This is a genomic window from Streptococcus hillyeri, from assembly GCF_041081565.1.
Taxonomy (GTDB): Bacteria; Bacillota; Bacilli; order Lactobacillales; family Streptococcaceae; genus Streptococcus; species Streptococcus hillyeri.
Genome location: NZ_CP163513.1, coordinates 2,035,001 through 2,059,016 on the forward strand (window position 1 = coordinate 2,035,001; position 24,016 = coordinate 2,059,016).

At 40.1% G+C, this 24,016-nt stretch carries 16 protein-coding genes, 1 tRNA gene, 2 rRNA genes and 2 pseudogenes (1 of these 21 only partly in view); 4 read left to right on the forward strand and 17 right to left on the reverse strand.

The annotated features are described in order from the left end of the window. The 3 genes from AB6M99_RS10020 to AB6M99_RS10030 all read right to left on the reverse strand — a co-directional run. Window positions 1-388 (reverse strand): 23S ribosomal RNA (locus tag AB6M99_RS10020); it reaches 2,512 nt to the left of the window's first position. Between the two features lie 159 nt (window positions 389-547). After that, window positions 548-620, reverse strand: a tRNA-Ala gene (locus AB6M99_RS10025). A gap of 66 nt (window positions 621-686) precedes the next feature. Then, window positions 687-2,235, reverse strand: a 16S ribosomal RNA gene (locus AB6M99_RS10030). Together the 16S and 23S rRNA genes with 1 tRNA gene alongside form the textbook arrangement of a ribosomal RNA operon. A gap of 399 nt (window positions 2,236-2,634) precedes the next feature. On the opposite strand from AB6M99_RS10030, the pseudogene AB6M99_RS10035 reads away from it, so the two are divergent. Continuing rightward, window positions 2,635-3,800 (forward strand): annotated as a pseudogene (locus AB6M99_RS10035) (IS30 family transposase). 467 nt (window positions 3,801-4,267) lie between these two features. Here the strand turns inward: AB6M99_RS10035 and tadA are convergent. The 4 genes and pseudogenes from tadA to tkt all read right to left on the reverse strand — a co-directional run bounded on the left by tadA (window position 4,268) and on the right by tkt (window position 8,117). Next, window positions 4,268-4,753 (reverse strand): tRNA adenosine(34) deaminase TadA, encoded by a 486-nt coding sequence (gene tadA / locus AB6M99_RS10040; protein WP_121836460.1) that lies wholly within the window; start codon window positions 4,751-4,753, stop codon window positions 4,268-4,270. Then, window positions 4,747-5,523: pseudogene (locus AB6M99_RS10045) on the reverse strand (MBL fold metallo-hydrolase). Before AB6M99_RS10045 ends, tadA begins: the two are co-directional and overlap by 7 nt. A 21-nt stretch (window positions 5,524-5,544) precedes the next feature. After that, window positions 5,545-6,096 (reverse strand): nucleotidyltransferase family protein, encoded by a 552-nt coding sequence (locus AB6M99_RS10050; protein ID WP_183121699.1) that lies wholly within the window; start codon window positions 6,094-6,096, stop codon window positions 5,545-5,547. Window positions 6,097-6,143: 47 nt separating this feature from the next. Continuing rightward, window positions 6,144-8,117, reverse strand: coding sequence for a transketolase (tkt, locus tag AB6M99_RS10055; protein ID WP_121836458.1), 1,974 nt, complete (start codon window positions 8,115-8,117; stop codon window positions 6,144-6,146). A gap of 136 nt (window positions 8,118-8,253) precedes the next feature. On the opposite strand from tkt, the gene AB6M99_RS10060 reads away from it, so the two are divergent. Further along, window positions 8,254-9,414, forward strand: a complete 1,161-nt coding sequence (locus AB6M99_RS10060; RefSeq protein ID WP_121836465.1) for an ISAs1 family transposase — start codon at window positions 8,254-8,256, stop codon at window positions 9,412-9,414. Window positions 9,415-9,578: 164 nt separating this feature from the next. Here the strand turns inward: AB6M99_RS10060 and AB6M99_RS10065 are convergent, their stop codons facing one another. From AB6M99_RS10065 to AB6M99_RS10105, 9 genes are all read right to left on the reverse strand, one after another. Beyond that, a complete protein-coding gene (locus tag AB6M99_RS10065) occupies window positions 9,579-10,502 on the reverse strand; it encodes an ATP-binding cassette domain-containing protein (RefSeq protein ID WP_121836457.1) in 924 nt (307 codons plus the stop codon). Window positions 10,503-10,511: 9 nt separating this feature from the next. After that, window positions 10,512-11,564 carry an ABC transporter ATP-binding protein gene (locus AB6M99_RS10070; RefSeq protein ID WP_121836456.1) on the reverse strand — a complete coding sequence of 351 codons (1,053 nt, stop codon included), beginning with the start codon at window positions 11,562-11,564 and terminating at the stop codon, window positions 10,512-10,514. Between the two features lie 9 nt (window positions 11,565-11,573). Beyond that, window positions 11,574-12,500, reverse strand: a complete 927-nt coding sequence (oppC, locus tag AB6M99_RS10075) for an oligopeptide ABC transporter permease OppC (RefSeq protein ID WP_121836455.1) — start codon at window positions 12,498-12,500, stop codon at window positions 11,574-11,576. Then, complete coding sequence (locus tag AB6M99_RS10080; protein WP_121836454.1) at window positions 12,500-14,002, reverse strand: ABC transporter permease; 1,503 nt, start codon at window positions 14,000-14,002, stop codon at window positions 12,500-12,502. Before AB6M99_RS10080 ends, oppC begins: the two co-directional genes overlap by 1 nt. A 64-nt stretch (window positions 14,003-14,066) precedes the next feature. Next, a complete protein-coding gene (locus tag AB6M99_RS10085; RefSeq protein WP_369350711.1) occupies window positions 14,067-16,037 on the reverse strand; it encodes a peptide ABC transporter substrate-binding protein in 1,971 nt (656 codons plus the stop codon). A 251-nt stretch (window positions 16,038-16,288) separates the two neighbouring features. Beyond that, a complete protein-coding gene (gene nusB / locus AB6M99_RS10090) occupies window positions 16,289-16,714 on the reverse strand; it encodes a transcription antitermination factor NusB (RefSeq protein WP_121836452.1) in 426 nt (141 codons plus the stop codon). Beyond that, on the reverse strand, window positions 16,707-17,096 hold the full coding sequence (locus AB6M99_RS10095; protein WP_369350713.1) for an Asp23/Gls24 family envelope stress response protein: 390 nt from the start codon (window positions 17,094-17,096) through the stop codon (window positions 16,707-16,709). Before AB6M99_RS10095 ends, nusB begins: the two co-directional genes overlap by 8 nt. 135 nt (window positions 17,097-17,231) lie before the next feature. Next, window positions 17,232-17,789 (reverse strand): elongation factor P, encoded by a 558-nt coding sequence (efp, locus tag AB6M99_RS10100; protein WP_121836450.1) that lies wholly within the window; start codon window positions 17,787-17,789, stop codon window positions 17,232-17,234. Between the two features lie 142 nt (window positions 17,790-17,931). Beyond that, the gene (locus AB6M99_RS10105; protein WP_121836465.1) at window positions 17,932-19,092 is read right to left on the reverse strand and encodes an ISAs1 family transposase; all 1,161 of its coding nucleotides are present in this window, start codon (window positions 19,090-19,092) and stop codon (window positions 17,932-17,934) included. Between the two features lie 1,479 nt (window positions 19,093-20,571). Between AB6M99_RS10105 and mutY the strand changes: the two genes are divergently transcribed. Both mutY and AB6M99_RS10115 read left to right on the forward strand, forming a co-directional pair. After that, the gene (mutY, locus tag AB6M99_RS10110) at window positions 20,572-21,723 is read left to right on the forward strand and encodes an A/G-specific adenine glycosylase (protein WP_121835568.1); all 1,152 of its coding nucleotides are present in this window, start codon (window positions 20,572-20,574) and stop codon (window positions 21,721-21,723) included. Window positions 21,724-22,078: 355 nt separating this feature from the next. After that, window positions 22,079-22,549 carry a COG2426 family protein gene (locus tag AB6M99_RS10115; RefSeq protein ID WP_369350715.1) on the forward strand — a complete coding sequence of 157 codons (471 nt, stop codon included), beginning with the start codon at window positions 22,079-22,081 and terminating at the stop codon, window positions 22,547-22,549. Window positions 22,550-22,813: 264 nt separating this feature from the next. Here AB6M99_RS10115 and AB6M99_RS10120 read toward each other — a convergent pair whose 3' ends face one another. Next, window positions 22,814-23,965: an MFS transporter gene (locus AB6M99_RS10120; protein WP_121835572.1), complete on the reverse strand. Its 1,152-nt coding sequence runs from the start codon at window positions 23,963-23,965 to the stop codon at window positions 22,814-22,816. Window positions 23,966-24,016 lie beyond the last annotated feature (51 nt).

Consider the following 24,016-nt stretch of genomic DNA (forward strand, 5'->3'; position numbering starts at 1 on the left):
GTATAAAGACTATTTCAGATACGAGGCTATTACTCCCTTTGGCTTACCTTCCCAGGTAATTCTCCTATAATCTTTAAGTCCACGTTGCAGTCCTACAACCCCGAGGAGTAAACTCCTCGGTTTGCCCTCCTGCCGTTTCGCTCGCCGCTACTAAGGCAATCGCTTTTGCTTTCTCTTCCTGCAGCTACTTAGATGTTTCAGTTCACTGCGTCTTCCTTCTCATATCCTTAACAGATATGGATACTAACCATTAGTTAGTGGGTTCCCCCATTCGGACATCTCTGGATCTGCGCTTACTTACAACTCCCCAAAGCATTTCGTCGTTAGTCACGTCCTTCATCGGCTTCTAGTGCCAAGGCATCCACCGTGCGCCCTTATTAACTTAACCTTATTAACCTAATTCTTTCAAATTAGAAAACTCATTAATTCACAGCGTTTTCGGTTTATTTTCTTGTTACTATTCTTACAATTCAATTTCTTGAATCGTGGAATTTGATATAGATATTCAATTTTCAATGGACAATCCTTAACATCTCTTCGATGTTAATGGAGCCTAGCGGGATCGAACCGCTGACCTCCTGCGTGCAAAGCAGGCGCTCTCCCAGCTGAGCTAAGGCCCCACATCTGTCTCTTCCTGAGACCACTCAAAACTAAACAAGACGCTACAAGTGCTTCCATTTCCTTAGAAAGGAGGTGATCCAGCCGCACCTTCCGATACGGCTACCTTGTTACGACTTCACCCCAATCATCTATCCCACCTTAGGCGGCTGGCTCCTAAAAGGTTACCTCACCGACTTCGGGTGTTACAAACTCTCGTGGTGTGACGGGCGGTGTGTACAAGGCCCGGGAACGTATTCACCGCGGCGTGCTGATCCGCGATTACTAGCGATTCCGACTTCATGTAGGCGAGTTGCAGCCTACAATCCGAACTGAGATTGGCTTTAAGAGATTTGCTTACTGTCACCAGCTTGCCACTCGTTGTACCAACCATTGTAGCACGTGTGTAGCCCAGGTCATAAGGGGCATGATGATTTGACGTCATCCCCACCTTCCTCCGGTTTATTACCGGCAGTCTCGCTAGAGTGCCCAACTTAATGATGGCAACTAACAATAGGGGTTGCGCTCGTTGCGGGACTTAACCCAACATCTCACGACACGAGCTGACGACAACCATGCACCACCTGTCACCTCTGCTCCGAAGAGAAGTCCTATCTCTAGGACGGTCAGAGGGATGTCAAGACCTGGTAAGGTTCTTCGCGTTGCTTCGAATTAAACCACATGCTCCACCGCTTGTGCGGGCCCCCGTCAATTCCTTTGAGTTTCAACCTTGCGGTCGTACTCCCCAGGCGGAGTGCTTAATGCGTTAGCTGCGGCACTAAGCCCCGGAAAGGGCCTAACACCTAGCACTCATCGTTTACGGCGTGGACTACCAGGGTATCTAATCCTGTTCGCTACCCACGCTTTCGAGCCTCAGCGTCAGTTACAGACCAGAGAGCCGCTTTCGCCACCGGTGTTCCTCCATATATCTACGCATTTCACCGCTACACATGGAATTCCACTCTCCCCTTCTGCACTCAAGTTCCGCAGTTTCCAAGGCGTACATTGGTTGAGCCAATGCCTTTGACCTCAGACTTACGAAACCGCCTGCGCTCGCTTTACGCCCAATAAATCCGGACAACGCTCGGGACCTACGTATTACCGCGGCTGCTGGCACGTAGTTAGCCGTCCCTTTCTGGTAAGATACCGTCATAGTGTTAACTTTCCACTCTAACACCCGTTCTTCTCTTACAACAGAGCTTTACGATCCGAAAACCTTCTTCACTCACGCGGCGTTGCTCGGTCAGGGTTCCCCCCATTGCCGAAGATTCCCTACTGCTGCCTCCCGTAGGAGTCTGGGCCGTGTCTCAGTCCCAGTGTGGCCGATCACCCTCTCAGGTCGGCTATGTATCGTCGCCTTGGTGAGCCGTTACCTCACCAACTAGCTAATACAACGCAGGTCCATCTTATAGTGAGACAGTTGTCCCTTTCAAGATATTAACATGTGTTAACACCTGTTATGCGGTATTAGCTATCGTTTCCAATAGTTATCCCCCGCTATAAGGTAGGTTACCTACGCGTTACTCACCCGTTCGCAACTCATCCGTCTAGTGCAAGCACCAGACTTCAGCGTTCTACTTGCATGTATTAGGCACGCCGCCAGCGTTCGTCCTGAGCCAGGATCAAACTCTCATTAAAAGTTTGAGTTCTTAACTCACTGTTTTGTCATCGCTGACTTATTGTTTTTCTTGACAGGTTATTTTCATAACCCGCACTTGCTTCGTCTTGTTCAGTTTTCAATGGACTTCTCCTATGAGACAACTTCTATATTCTAGCAAATCTTTAGTAACTTGTCAACTACTTTTTTAAAGTTTTTTTCAAGTCATCTTTGCCAGCGTCCCTCGCGAGACAACTTATATATCTTACCAAATCTTCCCTAAATCTGTCAACTACTTTTTCAAACTTTTTTTCTTTTTTCTAAAAAGGTAATTTCCCAAAGTAATTTCCACTTTAGCTTTCGAAGCGGAAGTTAGTCTAAAACGGATTTTTATGGTGGAATTAAGTCTGAGACGTTTGCGTTAGAAATGAGTCCTTACTATGACAAAATATAAACACCTTACCCTCTCAGACCGCAATGACATCCAACTTGGCTTAGAACGTGGAGAAACCTTCAAAGTCATTGGACAAACTATCCTAAAAGATCCTACTACCGTTTCCAAAGAGGTCAAACGTAACAGACAGGTCAAACCTCTACCAATGATGGGCTTCCTTGCCCTCTCCTTGATAAATCCCCATTTGTCTGTAACGGATGTCCTAAGAGAAGACAAAATTGTGGCTACAAGAAAATCTTCTACCTCGCTAAACAGGCTCAAAAACAATACGAACAAACCCTCGTTGAGGCTCGAGAAGGAACACCTCTCAACTCTCAAACGTTCTGGGACATGGATAAAGTCATCTCCGATGGTGTGAAAAAGGGACAGCACATCTATCACATCCTTAAAACTCATAACCTTGATGTCAGTTCCTCAACCGTCTATCGACACATCCGTAAAGGATACCTTTCTATCGCTCCTATTGATCTGGCTAGAGCTGTAAAATTCAAACCTAGACGAAAGGCTACACTACCTGCTATCCCTAAAGAAGCTAAAAAAGGGCGTTCTTATGAGGACTTCCAAAACTTCCTGACACATAGACAGCTGACCTCTTGGCTTGAAATGGACACCGTTATTGGACGGGTTGGTGGAAAAGTATTACTCACCTTCAATGTCTCTTTCTGTAACTTTATCTTCGCTAGACTTCTGGACAATAAAACCGCTCTTGAGGTCGCTAAACACTTCTATGTTATCAAGAACACGCTTTATGAGGCTGACCGAGATTTCTTCGATGTTTTCCCTGTCATTCTAACTGACAATGGTGGAGAGTTTGCCAAAGTTGATGACATTGAGATGGATATCAGAGGTGAGATTAAACTATTCTTTTGCGACCCTAAGCGCTCTGACCAGAAAGGAAGAATTGAGAAAAATCATACACTTATTCGCGATATTTTACCCAAGGGAACTTCTTTTGACAACTTAACTCAGAACGATATCAACCTAGTCTGTTCTCATGTGAATAGCGTGAAACGCGCTGCTCTGAATGGGAAATCAGCTTATGAGCTCTTTACCTTTACCTATGACGAAGAACTGGCTAAACTACTCGGCATTTCCTTAATTCCAGCAGAAGACGTCTGTCAGTCTCCAAAATTACTCCAACACAAATTCTAAAAACAACCTAATATAAGCCACTCAAACGTCTCACACTAACTTCCACCATAGCGGAACTTAATCTGAAACGCTTTCAGATGAGGGGATTTTGTGTACCCTTTTTGTCAACTAAATTAGCCTAAAAATGCAATAAATCAACCTTTATAAAAACCAGTGGAACTTACCCTGACACGGATTTCCACTGGTTGTTAGAGGTTTTATCAGATTAACTTCCACTTTAACAGACGGTGGAAGTTAGTTTGGGAATTTAGCAGTTTTTTTCATTAACTTCTTCGAGCTGATTTAGCACCTCATCATTCTAGCAAACCTTATCTTGTCTGTCAACCTGTTTTTAATATCTTTGATAAAAACAATCAGGGGGATCTTGACTAAGATTTTCACTGACATGGCGAGTCTTTGTCTAAGGTTATGCCCCCTAATAAAGAAAATGAAGTGGTAGATGTTTTTAGCTTTTCCACTTCTCTCAACTATTTCGGGCTATTTTTCTGTTTACGGCGAGTTCGGAAAAAAGTTTGCATAATAGCAGCACACTCTTTTTCTAGGATACCAGTCTCTACAGTAACACGATGATTAAGACGTTCATCCGTCAAAATATCATACAATGATCCTGCTCCTCCAAATTTTGCATTTTTTGCACCGTAGATAACTTGTGGAATCCGTGCTAGCCCGATTGCTCCGCTGCACATGACACAGGGTTCAATCGTCACAAACAATGTGCAATCAAGAAGTCTCCAATTCCCTACTCTTTGATTTGCTTCAGTGATAGCCATTATTTCAGCATGCATAATAGCTTGGTTGCGTTCTTCTCGTGCATTATGACCTCTACCAATAATTTGTCCATCTTTAACAATGACACAGCCTATTGGAATTTCTTCTTTCTCGAGCGACTTTTGAGCTTCTTTTATGGCTTCCTGCATGAAATAAGATTTTTCTTCTTCTGTAAACACTAACATTCTCCAATTTCCCAAGATTGATGTGGACTCGCTAACTCAACTGGGATATTTCCCGCATATTTTTGGGTTTCATTTTTGAGATACTCCAAGTGATTTTCTGATGGAATTCCTTGTGGAGGTAGGGGTGGCATATGAGTCAAGACTAATTTTTTGACTCCTGTTTTTTGTGCCAATAGCCCTGCTTCTTTGCTTGTCAAGTGAGCGATATGGTTTTCATTACCTTCATAAAGATAAACATCTGCCAGTAGTAAATCTGCGCCTGCGGCAAATGTTTCCAAATCTTCAAAATAACCCGTATCTGCCGTAAAGACAAAAACCTATCCTGTTGCTTCTTCAACAATACGAAAAGCATAACAAACCACTGGGTGAACTGTCTTAATAAATGTCACTGAAAACGGGCCAATTGTCTCGGTTCCCGACGTATTGTAAGCAATTCCTTGTGAAACACCTGGTAAGGTTAATTTTTCAAATTCTGATACATCTTCGTCATGAGCATAAATCGGTAACACCTTTGGCTCCCAGAGATGTTTCGGGTATAGTTGGAAATAATGGCGTAAAACACCCAAATCTGCCACATGATCAGGATGATAATGGCTAATAATAACCGCATCTAAGTCCAAGGGGCTGATTTCTTTTTCGAGTTCATTGACCGCACGGCTACCACAATCTATAAGAAGTTGAAAGCCATCATGTCCAGTCAATAAGTAAGCAGTTGTACCTTCATCTTTATAGGGATATGCTCCCCAACATCCTAAGGTTGTTAATTTCATTTTCTGTCCTTTCTTAATCTCCTATTCATAGTGCAGTTGCGGCCACTTCTCATGCCACTTCTTTTTCACTCGACGCTTACGATAAACGTCCATTCGCTCCTCCTCTGCTAAAAAATGTGGCGTCGGTGATACACGATAGTTAATAATATCATCCAAACCATAAGGAGCATATAACTCTAGCTTATCATTCTTTAGTCGCACCGCAATTGCCGTACACTTTTCTGGATATTTACTGATGGCATCACAGGCTGATTGATACGGCGCTGTATTTGGGCTGTGCTGGTGCATATCAACCTGATTTTTGACTTCCCAACGATAGTTAGGATAGCGGTTTGCTAATTGTTTTTGGATAACTAGAGTATCTTCATAACTTTTATTGGCATCGAAATAAACGACATCAATATCCGTCTCTTTATCAAAAGCAGGGCGGTTACTGAGGTCATTCCAAATAGCATTTCTCACTGAACCAGCAGCTAGCCAACAATCGGAAAGATTCAGCTCTGCTATTGCCCTTAAAACAGTCATCATGTCGGTATCAGCTTGAAGCAACTGCAATACATCGTCGTTTGTCATAATACCATTATAGCAAAAAGGGCTGGAAAACCAACCCTTTAGAATGATTATAGACTGTTCACTGTTGCGACAACATTGTCTACTGTAAAGCCATAGCGTTCGATAACTTCTGCTGCTGGAGCAGAGGCACCAAAGGTATCAATACCGATAACTTTACCATCGAGACCAACATATTTGTACCAGCTTTGTGTCGCTGCCATTTCAAGTGCTACACGACGGCGAATCGCATTTGGCAACACTTCTTCCTTATAAGCAGCATCTTGAGCATCAAAGAGTTCCATTGATGGTACTGAGACCACTCGAACTTTTGTTCCTTCTGCTTCCAAGACTTTAGCAGCTTTGACTGCCAAGTTAACTTCTGAACCAGATGCCAATAAGATAGTGTCAAAATCTTCGCTCGTTTGGTAAGTGACATAAGCTCCTTTTGCAACTTTAGCAAAATCAGAACCAGCTTCTACTTCAAGATTTTGACGTGTCAACACAAGCGCTGTTGGTGTTGTTGTACTTGTCAATGCATAGTGCCAAGCCGCTTGTGTCTCGCGTGCGTCTGCCGGACGAAGAACTGTCAAGTTTGGCATTGCACGAAGACCCGCAAGGTGTTCAATCGGCTCATGTGTTGGACCATCTTCACCAACCGCAATTGAATCATGTGTAAAGACATAAGTAACTGGCAATCCTTGAAGGGCTGACAAACGAATGGCAGCTTTGACGTAGTCTGAGAAGACGAAGAAAGTACCGCCATAAACACGGAGACCACCATGAAGTGCCATACCATTTAAAACGGTACCCATAGCAAATTCACGAACACCAAACTGAATGTTACGGTTCAGCGGATTTTCGGCGTCTTGCAAACCATCTGCCTTGATATAAGTCATGTTAGAGTGAGCAAGGTCCGCAGAACCTCCAAGGAAGGTTGGAAGCACTTCTGCTGCCGCATTGATGGCATCTTGTGAAGAGTTACGCGTTGCTTGTGAGAAGCCATCTTCATAAACTGGGAAATCTTTTTCTGTCACTGTAACTGGCGCTTGTCCAGCAACAATGGCATCAATTTCATCAGCAACTTCTGGATAGGCTACTTTATAATCCGCTACTAATTTGCTCCAAGCCTCATAAACAGCTTGACCACGATCAGCAACATTTTCTTTAAAATCCGCATAAACTTCTTCCGGTACTTCAAACGGAGCATAAGACCAACCAAGGTTTTCACGAGTTGCTGCAGTTTCTTCTGCACCAAGAGGAGCTCCGTGAACAGCATTTGTACCACCTTTTGTTGGAGCACCGTGACCGATAACTGTTTTCACTTCAATCAAGCTTGGTTTGCCAGATGTTTTTGCTTCTTCAATCGCTGCGCTGATGGCTTCAAGGTCTGTTCCATCTTCAACAAGGCTTGTATGCCAACCATAAGCGTCATAGCGAGCACGGATATTTTCTGAGAAAGCATCACTTGTCTCTCCATCCAAACAGATATCATTTGAATCGTAAAGAACAATCAATTTGTCAAGGCTTTGTTTTGCTGCATAAGACGCAGATTCTCCTGACACACCCTCCATAAAGTCACCGTCACCTGCAATAACATAGGTATAGTGGTCAAAGAGTGGGAAACCTTCTTTATTATACTTAGCTGCAAGGAAACGCTCTGCTTGAGCAAATCCAACTGCCGTTGAAATGCCTTGACCTAGAGGACCAGAGGTGGCATCAACACCTGCTGTATGACCAAATTCTGGGTGACCAGGCGTTTTTGATCCCCATTGACGGAAATTTTTAATCTCATCAAGAGAAACATCTTCATAGCCAATTAAATGCAAAAGCGCATATAGCAACATTGACCCATGACCTGCAGATAACACAAAGCGATCGCGGTTAATCCAATTTGGCACTTTTGGTGTTACACGGATGTGTTTTGTATAAAGGCTGTAGGCCATTGGAGCTGCACCCATCACCACTCCTGGGTGACCAGATTTCGATTTTTCAATGGCGTCAATACCAAGAAATCTTATCGCATTGACAGATAGATTTGACATAAATACCTCCTAGAGCGTCGAAAGAATTTGTTTACGTTTTCATTATATCATGAAATTCTCTCCATTTCCAACAAATATTGACATCTACACGACAAACGCATGAAGAAAATATGGCTTACAGAAAAGACTTTCATGGATGAATTCAAAATCCTTCGCTATAATAAAAGTGGAGGATTTTGTTATGGAAGACCTTTTAAATTTCTTGATTACTGTTAGAGACGACCGTTCCCCATGGAAAATTAAACACTTATTGTCAGATATCGTTCTTCTCATCTTCTTTGCTCGCTTATCAGGCGCAGAACACTGGGATGAGATAGAGGAGTTTGGTATTGCCTATGAGAAATCCTTACGCACCGTTCTCAAATTAGAAAATGGCATTCCCTCTCATGACACTCTACAACGTGTTTTTGCGACCTTAGATTCACAAGTTCTTGTAGAACTCACACAGATATGGACTTCTCTTCTTGAAGCGTGTGACTCATCATCTAAAACCTTACCACAACTTTCAAAACGTTTAGTAGCCATTGACGGGAAGACTATCCGTGGTAATGGCAGTCAAACTCAAAAAGCCCTACATATTGTCTCAGCCTATGCGACAGATTTAGGGATTTCGTATGGCCAGGTAGCGACTGATGAAAAAAGCAATGAGATTACAGCGATTCCACGATTATTAGACATGATTTCAGTAAAAGGGTGCATGATTAGTATTGACGCCATGGGCACACAAAAGGCTATTGCGGATAAGATTATCATGAAGAAAGCAGATTATTGTCTAGCAGTCAAAGAGAATCAAAAGAGCCTTCTAGAAGATATTCGTCCCTATTTTGAACTCTCTCAGAATTTTGACGATAGCTATGAAACGCTTGAGAAAGCGCACGGTCAGATTGAATTGAGACAGTATGAAGTCATTACTGATACAGAGTGGATACGTCAAGAGCATCCTGATTGGGGACATATCCAAAGCATTGGACGGGCGCGTATTCAGATAACAAAGAATGGTCAAGAGAGCGAAGAAACCCGCTACTTTATTTTAAGTTGTCAGGTTAGCGCTAAAGAGTTGTGTGACTATGTGAGAGGTCATTGGCAAATAGAGAGTATGCACTGGCTACTAGATGTTGTTTTTCGTGAAGATGCCAATAAGACTTTGAATAAACAACTCGCATTTAATTTAAATGTCATGGATAAATTCTGTTTAGCGGTATTAAAACAGTTAGATTTTGGAAAGAAGATGAGTCTGCGTCGTAAGAAATATGCCCTAAGTCTGTCCTTTGACAAGTATTTAAAACAATTGCTTTAGGGCAAAAAACTTTCAACACTTGCAAAATGGAAATAGAAGATTTCATGCGTTTGTCGTGTGACATCTACACTTCTTGAAAACATCCAAGTATCACACATCCAAATGTTCAAAACTGTTCTGATATTAAATCGCCAAAAAAGCTAGACGAATCTAGCTCTTCTAATTTATAAAGATTTACGGTAAGTTTCCATTTCTGATTTATTACCCCAAACAAAGTGTCCTGGTTTGATTTCAACCATTTCTGGTTTATCAACAGAATAATCGTGCATTTCTGGGTCGTAAGTAACCAATTCTTTTTGACGTTCCAAAATAGGATCTGGAATAGGGACCGCCGACAAGAGTGATTTTGTATAAGGGTGAATTGGATTCGTAAACAACTCCTCAGTTTCAGCCACTTCGACAATAATACCCTTATGGATAACAGCAATACGGTCAGAAATAAAACGAACCACCGATAGGTCATGAGCGATAAAGAGGTAAGTCAAACCTAACTCACGCTGGAATTGTTTCAGAAGATTCAAAACCTGCGCGCGCACCGATACATCAAGTGCAGAGATTGGTTCATCCGCAATAACAAACTCAGGTTGCATAACCAAAGCACGTGCAATACCAATACGTTGACGTTGTCCACCCGAGAATTCATGTGGATAACGTGTTAAGTGTTCAGGTAAAAGTCCAACATGGGTAATCATGTCACGAACCTTCTGCTGACGCTCTTCTTCATTTGCAAAAAGGTTAAAGTTATAAAGACCTTCCGAAATGATGTAATCTACCGTCGCACGTTCATTCAAACTTGCCGCTGGATCTTGGAAAATCATCTGAATACGCTTAATCACTTCTTTTTTATCAGAACGAGAAAGTTTTCCGTTGATTTTTTTACCATCGAAGATAATATCTCCGCTACTTGTATCGTTTAAACCAATGATGGCACGTCCAATTGTGGTTTTTCCTGAACCTGATTCACCAACAAGAGAGAACGTTTCCCCTTTATTGATAAAGAAGTTGGCATTTTTAACAGCTACAAATTTCTTTTTCCCTTCACCGAAGGAAATTTCTAAATCTTTAATTTCAACTAATTTTTCAGTCATTTCCTTCTCCTATTTCAACATTTTACGAGAAATTTTCTCATGAAGATTTTGGATAACTTCTGGTTTTTCAACTTTGGGAGCCTCTGGATGGAGCAACCAAGTTTTAGCCCAGTGGTGATCCGAAACTTTAAATTTAGGTGCCGGTTCTTCAAAGTCAATCTGCATTGCATATTCAGAACGAAGAGCAAATGCATCTCCTTTTATAGGCGCGTAGAGTGACGGAGGAGTTCCCGGGATAGAGAATAACTCACCAGACTCTGTTGCCAACTGAGGTAGCGAAGATAAAAGGCTCCATGTATAAGGATGACGTGGGTCATAAAAAATATCTTCAACTGTACCAAACTCAACAATTTCACCAGCATACATTACCGCAACCTTGTCAGCGATAGAGGCAACGACACCGAGGTCATGCGTGATAAAGATAGTTGTGAAATTATATTCTTTTTGAAGAGACTTCAAAAGATCAATAATTTGAGCCTGAATCGTCACATCAAGAGCCGTTGTCGGTTCATCACAGATAAGCACATCTGGACGACAGGCAAGAGCAATTGCGATAACGATACGTTGACGCATCCCTCCTGAATACTGGAACGGATAATCATTGAAACGTTTTTCCGCATTTGGGATACCAACTTTATTCATGTAGTCTATGGAGAGTTCGCGAGCTTCTTCTTTCGAAACTCCTTGATGCTTGATGATGACTTCTGAAATTTGAGCACCGATTGTTTTAATCGGATTAAGACTGGTCATTGGATCTTGGAAAATCGTCGCAATTTTTGAACCACGAATTTTTTCCCAGTCCGAATGTGAATTAATACTTGTTAAATCTTGACCACGATAAGTGATTTTTCCAGAAGCAACACGACCATTTGACTCTAGCATACCTGTAAAAGTTTTCGTTAAAACAGATTTCCCCGAACCTGATTCACCAACAAGAGCGAGAACTTCACCTTCTACAAGCTCTAAAGATACACTACGGATTGCTGTCAAAACACGGTCACGGACATCAAATTCCACGACCACATCTTCGGCTGATAAAATTACATTTTTAGTTTCTGTCATGTTATCTCCTTATCTGTGAGTACGTGGGTCACTGGCATCCGCCAAGTTTTGCCCAACAATGTAAAGCGGTAAGGACACCAATACTAAAGCTGTAAGTGGAATCCAGAATAAATAGGCATTGTTAGTCAAGTATTTTGAGTAGTTTGAAATTAAACGACCTAACGACGGTGTTGAAATTGGCAAACCAATACCAAAATAAGACAAGAAAGCCTCAGACGAAATATATCCTGGTAAACTTTGAGAAACCATAGTCATGATAATTGATACCAATTGTGGCAAAAGATTTTTCACCGCAATTTTCATAGGAGGTGTCCCCAAGGTCTGACTGGCAAGGTTATATTCAAGGTCACGATAACGCAAAATTTGAGTACGCATAGTAAATGCAGGTCCAATCCAACCCGTCAAAGTGAAGGCTAAAATAAGATTCCAGAAACCAGCCCCCAAAGCATAGGTTAAAACAATTGTAATCAGCATACTTGGAATGTTTGAGATAACATTATATATCTCAAGCATAATCTTATCAAAACTTTTAGAAACACCCCAAAAGGCACCTACAACAATACCGATAGCCATATTGATAACCGTTGCCAATACCGAAATCAAGAGCGAGTTTCTAGCACCATACCAGACCCCATCAAAAAGTGACTGACCATTTTTATCAGTACCAAACCAATATTGAGCATTTGGCCAAATGTAGCGTTTTGAGAAGTCATTAATGTCACTAACATCTCGGAAATCATAGCTAGAAAACATTGGATAAATAAAACTCATCAAAAGAACTGCAATCAAGATAATCAACATTGGTAATGTTGATTTCTTCGCAAAAAACTGTCGAAATACAGATTTCCAGTAAGAATAGGCCGGTGTATTAATAACCTCGGAGGCATTATCATCACGAGCCACAAATTGGAACTTAGATTTATCAATAGTTGACATTATTTGCCTCCTTTCTTAGTCGATAACTTAATACGTGGGTCAACAAGAGCCATTAACAAATCTCCTGCAAAGAGTGAGAAGATAGACAATGTAGTAAAGATGAAAGTCAATCCAACTACCATAGCATTATTTGAAGCACGGATAGAATCAATCAACATTTTACCCATACCAGGGACGATAAATACTGTTTCAGTTAGTGTCGCACCTGCAATTGTCAACACGATTGCCCCTGGAATGCCATGAACAACAGGAACCATGGCATTTTTAAATAAATGTGAACGATAAATTTCACCTTCCGATAAGCCTTTGGCACGAGCAAAACGCATCCAATCAGAATTTTGCAAATCCACTAGATAACGACGGAACCAAATAGCAAGTCCTGGAACACTCAAAAGCCCCAATACAATACTTGGCAAGAGGTATGAACGTACATCAGACGCCCCCAACAATGGGAAATTATCCGGAAGCCCGAGATGACCTCCAACAAAGCGAATAACATAAATCAAAGCAATCGATGGCACCGCTAAAACAAAAGTCATCAAAGAAGTAGACATAGAATCAAACCAAGTTGACTTGAAACGAGCCATGAAAAGTCCTAGAGGTAGACCTAATACGTAAGCAATAAAAATACCTGTCAAACCAATGCGAGCAGAGTTCGCAATCATTGATGGATCAGTATAACGAACTTTTGTAGCAGTATAATTATCCCCCTTACCAAAGTTTGCAACAGCTATATCATCTGCCTTGCTAGGATTTTGGTAAGTGCGGCTATAAATATCAACAGAAGACTTTTTAGTTACTCCTGTCGGGAAAGTAACATCTTGAGTTAGGGCTTTACCTTGTCCTTGTGTGATAACCTGAAGAACAGGGATACCACTAAAGGTCGGATAAGAATTACCAAGGTTAAAAGTGATAAAGTTTTGATGAATATATGGGAACTGGTTATTCACATAAACAAGATATTTATGCTTAGTACCAGAGCCAACAACTGACCAGCCAATCGCTGGATCATTTTCAACACGGATATAACGTTCTAAATCTGGATTTTCCTTATCTTTAATTTTCCAAGGATGGTCAATCACAACAAGGTTTGAGAAGAAATTCCATAGACGTTCATAAATCGGAATTTTACGAGTGGCATAAGCCTTACCGCTCTCTGTGAAGTTATGAAGCTCCCAACCATTTCCTACAGAAGCGATATATTCTTCGTAGATTTTCTGATTAGACTCAGTTGCTTCAGAAGTAACTCCCGAATCTATAGTTTTAGCCTTATTAACCAATTCCTTTGTATTATAGTACTGGATATAGCCCATACGTTCAAAAACCGTATTGACATAGTTATCCTTTTTATCTGGTGTTGTCGACATCTTATTATACAAAGGGTCTTGGTTAAAAATAAGTCGTGTCGGAACCAGTGTGTAGACAACCGTATAAGTTACAACCATAACCATAAAAATAGAAAATAACGATCGTAACGTACGAGTAAAGAGATATTTTTTCATTCGTTCCCCCAACAGTTCAAAAGAACTTCCTCAAGAAACGAGAAAGTTCTGATTGAACAACGTTTTATTTAGCTACGTGATCTGCAAGAGCTTTCTGTGCTTCTGCATTTGACTTAGCTTTTTCTTCAAGCCAAGCAGCCTTCGCTTTGTCATATTGTTTAGCTGTTACAGGCTCTTCTTGGAGCTTGATGCCTTTATAAACATCTGAACCTTTAACACCTGATACAGAGTAGCGACCTGAGAATGGTACTGCTTTAGATACACGTGGTGTACCACCAAGTGAGATTAGTGGAATAACGACAGCTTGATCAAGTAATTTCGCTTCTGCTTTTGCTTGTGCTGTAAAACGAGCATCAAGATCATCAATAATAGCATTTGCCGCTGTAAGATCAGCAGTAAAGGTATCAAGTCCAAGAGCTTTAGCGATATCTTGGTTCTTACCTGGCATTACACCAATTTTTTGAGCATTTGCTCCATTTTCAACATTGAAAATGTCTAGGTATGAACGTGGGTCAGCATAGTCTGGTCCCCAACCTGAGATTGTCAAGTCATAGTCTTGTTGTGAAACATCCTCAGCATAGTAAGTTGAGTTAAGGTATGTGTCATTATCAAGTTCAATAATATTAAGTTGCACATTCTCTTTTCCAAGTGATGCCTCAATAGATTGTTTCATTGATTGTGCACGTTGTACAGCAACAGTATCTGCTTGGTCCACTGGGAAATCAAGTTGGATTGGGTAAGTGACCTCGCTGCCAAGAGCCTCTTTTGCTTTAGCAAACTCAGCTTTAGCTTTGTCAGCATTGTAAAGACCATCTTGCGCATCATCTAATTTAACATCTTTCCATTCATCGCCGATAGATGCTAATTCTTTTTGAACGACTTGTCCGTAAGATTCTTCACCAATAGACACAAATGTTGGTGCTGTCAACATGCTACGAAGAGCTTTTTCTCTAGCATCTTCACCCGCACGTTGGGCATTCCATGAACCACGGTCAAAGGCAAATGTAATTGCTTGACGGAAATCTTGGTTAAGAAGAGCCTTCTTAGTTGACTCTTGAGCAGCTGCATCTTTCTTAGAATTCGTGAAGTTAGAACGATTTGTGTTGATTGATGCAAAGTAAGTGGTTGCATCCTGCATACCATAAGTGATAGCATCCGGATATTTCTTCTTAGCATCCGCATAAGTCGGATCGTTAGGGTTAAGGGTCGCTACGTTATAGGCACCCTTATCAAAGTTAGTATAAAGGGAACCGATATCTTCACCATCAAAATATGTCAATTTCACTTCGTCAAGAGTAAGGTTATCTACATCCCAGTAAGCATCATTTTTCGTAAATGACATTGAGGTTTTAGCTGTATATTCACTTAAGAAATATGCACCATTGACAAGGATTGATGATGGGTCAGTTGAACCAAAATCTTTACCTTTTGACTCAAGGAACTTAGCATTAACCGGGAACATGATTGAGTAAGTTGTCTTTGAATTCCAGTATGGTTCTGGAGCGTTCAAAGTGTACTGAACGGTACGTTCATCAAGGGCTTTGATACCAACTTCTTCAAATTTTACTTTACCTTCTTTGTACTCATTCAAATTTTTGATTGAATCTTGGATGACGTAAAGTGATTCTGAATCTTTATCAATCGCGTGTTTAAGACCTGTTACAAAGTCTTCGGCAACAACTGGTGCGTACTCTTCACCATCTGAAGTGTACCATGACACACCTTCACGCAATGTGTAAGTATATGTCAAACCATCTTCCGATACTTTCCAGTCTTCTGCAAGAGATGGTACCAAGTTACCATATTTATCATTTTCCAAAAGACCATCAACCATTTGTGTTATAAGCGCTGAAGTCGCAGATTGGTTAGTCAAAATATAGTCCAAAGATTTTGGATCTGATGCATATACATAGTTATAAACTTTTGAAGCTCCCTCAGATTTAGGTGCCGAAGAGTTTCCTCCACAAGCTGCAAGCACTGCTGCTGATACAAGAGTTACTCCAGCAAGGGCTAATAATTTACCTTTATTTTTCATAAAAGCTACCTCTATAAATTTCTTTTCTTAACCGACCGTCTCGTCGTGTTATTAGAAACCATTATATCATAAATTTTTCTTAAATAAAGCAATTTGTCAGAAAATTTGGTATATTTTTTTATTTTTTTGTGCTTAGGTTTGAATTTTCAGATATTTTCACAAATATTTCATCTTTTTTCTATATTTGTTAGGACAATTTTTGGTCATTTGTCTACAATTTACACAAAAACAGTCTCTTACGAGACTGTCTGTTAATCGGTTTCAACAATAAAGTTCGTTAAAATACCATTAATGAATTTTGCAGATGTATGGTCTGAATATTTTTTAGCAATATCAATGATTTCATTTACCACAACACGACCCGGCGTGTCTTCATATTGCATTTCATAGAGGGCTAAACGCAGTAAAATTTTGTCATTAAGCGTCAATCTCTCCAAACTCCATCCTTTTTTGAGGTGCTCTGCTATTTTTTCATCCAAATCCTTTTGATGATCCCAAACTCCTTTAATCAAATTAAGGAGAAATACTGGTACATCTTCGTCAGATTCTTCATGTTTGTCATAGCGATAAGCATTTTCACCAGCCTGTAGGAGGTCTCCGCCAAACTCAAGGCTAAAGAGAGCTTGGAAGGCACGCTCACGGATATCTCGACGAGAATGTTTTAATTTATCAGTCATCGAGGAAATCCTCATCAAAAAGAGCTTTTACGTCTGGTTTTGGTGTTTTGGCAGGAACCATTTTAACAACGTGAACATTAACGGTATCAATTGTCACTTCTGCCATATCATAAACTGCAGTTTTTACAGCTTGTTGAATCGCCATAGAAACAGCAGGAACATTAATACCGTATTGTAACTGGACATAGATGTCTGCTGATACAGTACCGTCTTCTGAAGTGTTTAGATAGACACCACGCCCTAGCGATGTTTTACTCAAGGTGTCTGCAACTGCTTTATTATGAAGGGAATGCACCCCCTCAACAGTTGTCGCTGCAATGCCAGTAATCACTTCAAGCACGCGCGGAGAAATAACGATTTCACCAATTGTTGCTGTTGACATATTCTTCTTTCCTTTCTAGGAGTTTTATATTTTTGATATTATTTCTGAAAGGGCACACATTGTAGTGCCACCAACCACTTGAAAACTTGTCTCAAAAAGAGAATTGCTTAAAAGCGTTAAATCCTATCAAAAAGATTAAGCACGTGATACGTAAGTACCTTCTGCTGTATTGATAACTAATTTTTGACCTGCTTCAATAAAGTCTGGAACGTTTACCACAAGTCCTGTTTCCATTGTTGCTGGTTTACCAGATCCTGTCACAGTTGCACCTTTGATTGAAGGTTGTGTTTCAGCAACTGTTAGTTCAACTGTTGTTGGTACAGTAACTCCGATTACTTCTGTTCCGTAGAATTGAATTTTAACATCAGCATTTTCCAAGATGTAAAGCAATTCATTTTCAACGTTTGCCACTGGAATTTCATATTGATCGTAAGTTTCAGTATTCATGAAATAAGCTGTGTCATCCATTTTGTAAAGGTACTGAGCTGGAACTGTCTCAATGATCGCTTGCTCAAATTTTTCATCTGGACGGTAAGTTGTATCAAATGTTGAACCTGTACGAACATCACGAAGCTTCATACGCATGATTGTGTTCCCTTTACCAGGTTTGTGGTGGCTTGCTTCAAGAACTTTAATCAATTTACCTTCTGTTTCAAATGTCATACCTGCTTTAAGCTTACTTGCTTCAATCATTAGTGAATTACCTCTTTATTTTCAATTTTTATCACTTCATTTTAGCATAAAAGCTAGTATTACTCAAGATTTTTATCAGAACTGCACGACAAACGCATGAAATCTTCTATTTCCATTTTGCAAGTGTTGAAAGTTTTTTGCCCTAAAGCAATTGTTTTAAATACTTGTCAAAGGACAGACTTAGGGCATATTTCTTACGACGCAGACTCATCTTCTTTCCAAAATCTAACTGTTTTAATACCGCTAAACAGAATTTATCCATGACATTTAAATTAAATGCGAGTTGTTTATTCAAAGTCTTATTGGCATCTTCACGAAAAACAACATCTAGTAGCCAGTGCATACTCTCTATTTGCCAATGACCTCTCACATAGTCACACAACTCTTTAGCGCTAACCTGACAACTTAAAATAAAGTAGCGGGTTTCTTCGCTCTCTTGACCATTCTTTGTTATCTGAATACGCGCCCGTCCAATGCTTTGGATATGTCCCCAATCAGGATGCTCTTGACGTATCCACTCTGTATCAGTAATGACTTCATACTGTCTCAATTCAATCTGACCGTGCGCTTTCTCAAGCGTTTCATAGCTATCGTCAAAATTCTGAGAGAGTTCAAAATAGGGACGAATATCTTCTAGAAGGCTCTTTTGATTCTCTTTGACTGCTAGACAATAATCTGCTTTCTTCATGATAATCTTATCCGCAATAGCCTTTTGTGTGCCCATGGCGTCAATACTAATCATGCACCCTTTTACTGAAATCATGTCTAATAATCGTGGAATCGCTGTAATCTCATTGCTTTTTTCATCAGTCGCTACCTGGCCATACGAAATCCCTAAATCTGTCGCATAGGCTGAGACAATATGTAGGGCTTTTTGAGTTTGACTGCCATTACCACGGATAGTCTTCCCGTCAATGGCTACTAAACGTTTTGAAAGTTGTGGTAAGGTTTTAGATGATGAGTCACACGCTTCAAGAAGAGAAGTCCATATCTGTGTGAGTTCTACAAGAACTTGTGAATCTAAGGTCGCAAAAACACGTTGTAGAGTGTCATGAGAGGGAATGCCATTTTCTAATTTGAGAACGGTGCGTAAGGATTTCTCATAGGCAATACCAAACTCCTCTATCTCATCCCAGTGTTCTGCGCCTGATAAGCGAGCAAAGAAGATGAGAAGAACGATATCTGACAATAAGTGTTTAATTTTCCATGGGGAACGGTCGTCTCTAACAGTAATCAAGAAATTTAAAAGGTCTTCCATAACAAAATCCTCCACTTTTATTATAGCGAAGGATTTTGAATTCATCCATGAAAGTCTTTTCTGTAAGCCATATTTTCTTCATGCGTTTGTCGTGTTGATATAAGCACACACAAACACCTGCCGTTCTGACAGGTGCCCTTTCTTTATTAAATTCGTGTATTTGTTTTGTTATAAGAATCATCAACTGAGGTTAGCAATCTCCGTTTCTGTACCGAGAACAATTATATCTTAGCATAAGGATACCTCCTACCAAGTTTTTGTTCGTCGAGCTTCAAGTGCTCATCACTAAACGATCATACAATTGATTAGATTAAAGACAAACTTATAAAGCTCTACAGGGTCTCTACCAATTTACGATTATCTTATTCTTGTCTTTTCAGTCTTCTGAGATGCTTCATTCTCCCACCCTACGTTTCAAGGCAGAGATGATAGCAGGCCATTTACTCCTGGAAGACCGTGATAGTCTCTTACCTCTTTAGGAAATCAAGATATATCAAATCATTTTCAATATACGTTAATATTTCTCTATTAATCTCCTTTTGATTTCCCTAAAGAAAATATCATCATTTTATCTTTATAGAGCTTTATCCGAAAAATAATTTAAGCTTAATTGTCACCGTTTTTATATCTTGCTATGCACATGAGACCCTCCTATTTGAGAAACTTACACACTGAGTTACTTTAACAATAAATCTAGGTTTGCATTGGTATCACTCCCTTGTCGCTATTTTATGCAACAAGGAAATTATCTCCATTTTTATATCTTGCTACGCACATAAGACCCTCCTATTTGAGAAACTTACACACTAAGTTACATTAACAATAAATCTAGGTTTGCATTGGTATCACTCCCTCGTCGCTATTTTATGCAACAAGGAAATTATCTCCATTTTTATATCTTGCTACGCACATAAGACCCTCCTATTTGAGAAACTTACACACTGAGTTACATTAACGATAAATCTAAAGTTGCATTGGTATCACTCCCTCGTCGCTATTTTATGCAACAAGGATAGTGTCTCCGTTTTTATACCGATTGAGATTAAATGCCATAAGATCACCTCTCTGACATCTAGATTGTAAAGTTTTCTTGCCTACTGTCTATCGAGGCTTGTCTCCGTTCTTATAGCGTCCAATGTCAAAGGTTAACATAGCGCCACCTCCTATAATTGAAAAACGATTGTTTGAAGACCTTTAGTCTCCATTTTTATACCTGTTGCGATTGAAGATTAGTATTAGAGTGACCTCCTTTCTTCTCTTCTTTCTTTATGGTTTAAGTATACCGTAAGCGCTTTCTTTTGTCAACTTTTAGCTGTTGTTCGTGTTTGTCGAACATTTTTTCTGAAAAAAATAGCTGGCGCTGATTTATCTGAAAATCGTTCCAATCGGACGAACTATAATCTTTTTTACGGGCTAACTCTTAACCTAAAAAAGTTTCAAAAACTTTTCAGAAAGAAAATAAAAACACTTTCTTTTAAAGCTCTGCTATTTCCCAAAAGAAAAAAGCTTTGGTACAATAAACCTATGATAAATTTGACTGATTATGGAATTGAGATGTGGAACGAGGAGAAAATTGCTGATTTCCGTCGTACCTTGCTGGCTTGGTATGACCGTGAAAAGCGTGATTTGCCTTGGCGTCGCACCTTTGACCCTTATAAGATTTGGATTTCTGAGATTATGCTCCAGCAGACACAAGTGGTAACTGTTATTCCTTACTATGAGAGGTTTTTGGACTGGTTTCCCACTGTAAAAGCATTAGCTGACGCTCCAGAAGAAAAACTGCTTAAGGCTTGGGAGGGCTTGGGCTATTATTCGCGCGTTCGTAACATGCAGGCTGCCGCTCAGCAAATCATGACAGATTTTAATGGTAAATTTCCGGAAACCTATGAAGGAATTTCTAGCTTAAAAGGGATTGGTCCTTATACTGCTGGCGCCATTGCCAGCATTGCCTTTGGCCTACCTGAGCCAGCTGTAGATGGTAATGTGATGCGAGTCATGGCACGCTTATTTGAAATCAATTACGATATTGGCGACCCCAAAAATCGTAAAATTTTTCAAGCTGTCATGGAAATATTGATTGATCCTGACCGACCAGGGGATTTCAACCAGGCTTTGATGGACCTGGGAACAGATATTGAATCAGCTAAAACGCCAAGACCTGATGAAAGCCCTATTCGATTTTTCTGCGCAGCTTATTTACATGGCACTTACGACAAATACCCTATCAAGGCTCCAAAGAAAAAGCCCAAACCTCTGCAAATTCAGGCATTCGTCATCCAAAATAAAAAGGGAGAATTCTTGCTTGAAAAAAATAATGACGGTCGCTTACTAGGTAGCTTTTGGTCTTTCCCCATTATGGAGACTAACTTTATCGCTCAGCAATTAAATCTCTTTGAAAAAGAAAACGACGTTTTAGAGACCGTATCTCAAAAGACATTATTTGAAGAGGACTATCAACTCAAGCCAATTTGGTCAGAGAGGACTTTCAGCCCCATCAAACATACCTTTAGCCACCAAAAATGGACGATAGAACTTTTAGAAGGCTTTGTGGAAAAAGCAGAGCTAACTAGCCAAAAAGAATTACAATGGGTATCACCAGACAATTTCGATAACTATCCCATGGCAACCCCACAGAAGAAGATGGTGGCAGAGGTGATGAAGCAACAGAGAAGATGAGTGACGGAAAGACAATTTGTAACTTCCAATACTCTCTCCTAGATAAAAAATAGTTTAAACTCACTGCACTCATCATTTTTTGAATAACCACTACTGACACTAGACAAGCATTTTGATTTGCATTACACACAATTATAGCTTCACCATTAAATACTTTATAGCAATCAAAAACTATTAGACAACGAAATCACAGATAGAACTCAGTTTATCAAGCTGAGTAACAACGTCAGAGTTTGACGAGTAGAAACTTTATTTAAGCTACTTTCAACTGTCTCCCCACGACTAAATACTTGCTCACAATCCTCTGATAAGTTACAATAGGTAGGTATTACTCAGAAAGGTTATTCCTATTTTTATGAATTATCTATTGACGTTTCTTATTTCAATGATTCCTCTCATTGAACTCCGAGGAGCTGTTCCATTTGGTATTGCTTCTGGCATTCCCTTCACTCAGGCATTGGCGATTTCAGTTATTGGTAATATGATACCTGTCCCTATTATCTTCTTCTTTGCTCGTAAAGTCTTAGAATGGGGAACTGATAAACCTTACATTGGTAACTTTTTTACTTGGTGTCTTAAAAAAGGGCACAGCGGTGGCGAAAAACTATCAAAAGTTGCTGGTAGTAAAGGGATTTTTTGGGCGCTCCTTCTATTTGTAGGTATCCCACTTCCAGGAACTGGAGCATGGACAGGAACCCTTGCTGCCTCTATCCTTGACTGGGATTTCAAGCGCAGCGTTTTTGCTGTCATGCTAGGCGTTATCTTGGCTGGCATCATCATGGGCAGCCTATCTCTTATCTTTGGACTAAACACCTTCAGCCATTAAGATTTTTTGGAACATAGCAAAGCAGAAAATATCTCATTACTGACAATCCACATGGAAAGGCAAACCTTTCCATTTTTTTGTTATAAAAAAAGCTGGATAAAAACTTAAATTTCAGCCTTGCTGTTGAAATTTGAACAAAATAAAATAGCTTAGAATCAACGTTTTTTGACGACGTTACTCTAAGCCATTTACTATTTTTAAGACTTTTTACTCAGCCTCAATCCAAGGTATTATACCGACACGGAACATCTTGCTCCTATCATTTTATCTCTTGTTTCCTCTTAACAGTTTATAGCACAATAAACCAATCACCATCATCGCTGAGGTAATGTAAAATGGGGTAATATAGCTTTCAAGAGAAAGGGCGGACACCATTTTCGTTAACAAAACAGGGGTCAGGATGACACCGACATTTCCAGCTGTAATTGCCATACTGGTCACGAAATTGATTTTCTCTGCTGGGTAACTTTTAGCGATGGCGTCAAAGATAGCTGACATACCACCGACAAAACTAAAACCAATCAGAACTGCACCGACATAGAAGAAAATCATATGATTGCTAACAGTAAAGAAGAGATTACCTACTAACATCATAACAAGCATAAAACTCAAGGTCTGCTCTGCCATTTTTTTCGCTAAAAAACCAAAGGAGAGTCCCGCTAAAATCCCACTAAAGGCTAAAAGCGTCAAAATATGGCTTGAAACTAGCTCATCGTAACCATAATGCGTCACCAATAAGGTTGGAATTTTGATGGTTGCGCCAATGTAAGCCACTCCGATGAAGAAGGTAATCAACATCCACAGGATAACACGCCTATCAAAGACGACAAGTTTAGACAATTGTTGCTCTGTAAGCGGCACTTCTTCCACAAAATGATGAAACAGGAGAAAGACGGGAATCACAAGAAAATAGACTAAATAAATATAGGACGCTCCCATTAGCATGGCATAACCTACGATGAAGGTAGTCAGAGTCTTTCCGACGTTCATCGTAGCTGTCCGTAGCCCTATGAGACAAGCTCGCTGGCTCCCTTGGAAATAATCACTAATCATGGTAATTGATAAAGGATTATAAAGTCCTATTCCTACACCTAGAAGCAAACGACCAAGTAAGGCTATGTTAAAATCGCTTGCTAGAAACGATAAAAGCCCCGATAAAAAAATGAGAACCAATCCTATTTCAACTGTTTTCTTTTTACCAATTTTGGCAACAATAACATTTCCCAAAACAACGGTTACCATAATCATCATAGCAGGGATGGTCACCAATGTTTCCACAGACGCCAAGCTAACCCCAGCCCCCTTAGCCTGATAAAAAGCATAGAGCTTGGGAATTGCTGGCGCTATGGCCAAATGAGACATGATAAAGAGTGATACAGACAACAAGGAAATTTTTAACCAAACGTTTTCTTTCATAACACCATTAAGCTACTACCTGTGCTCTAGTAGCTATTTAACCTATGTCAA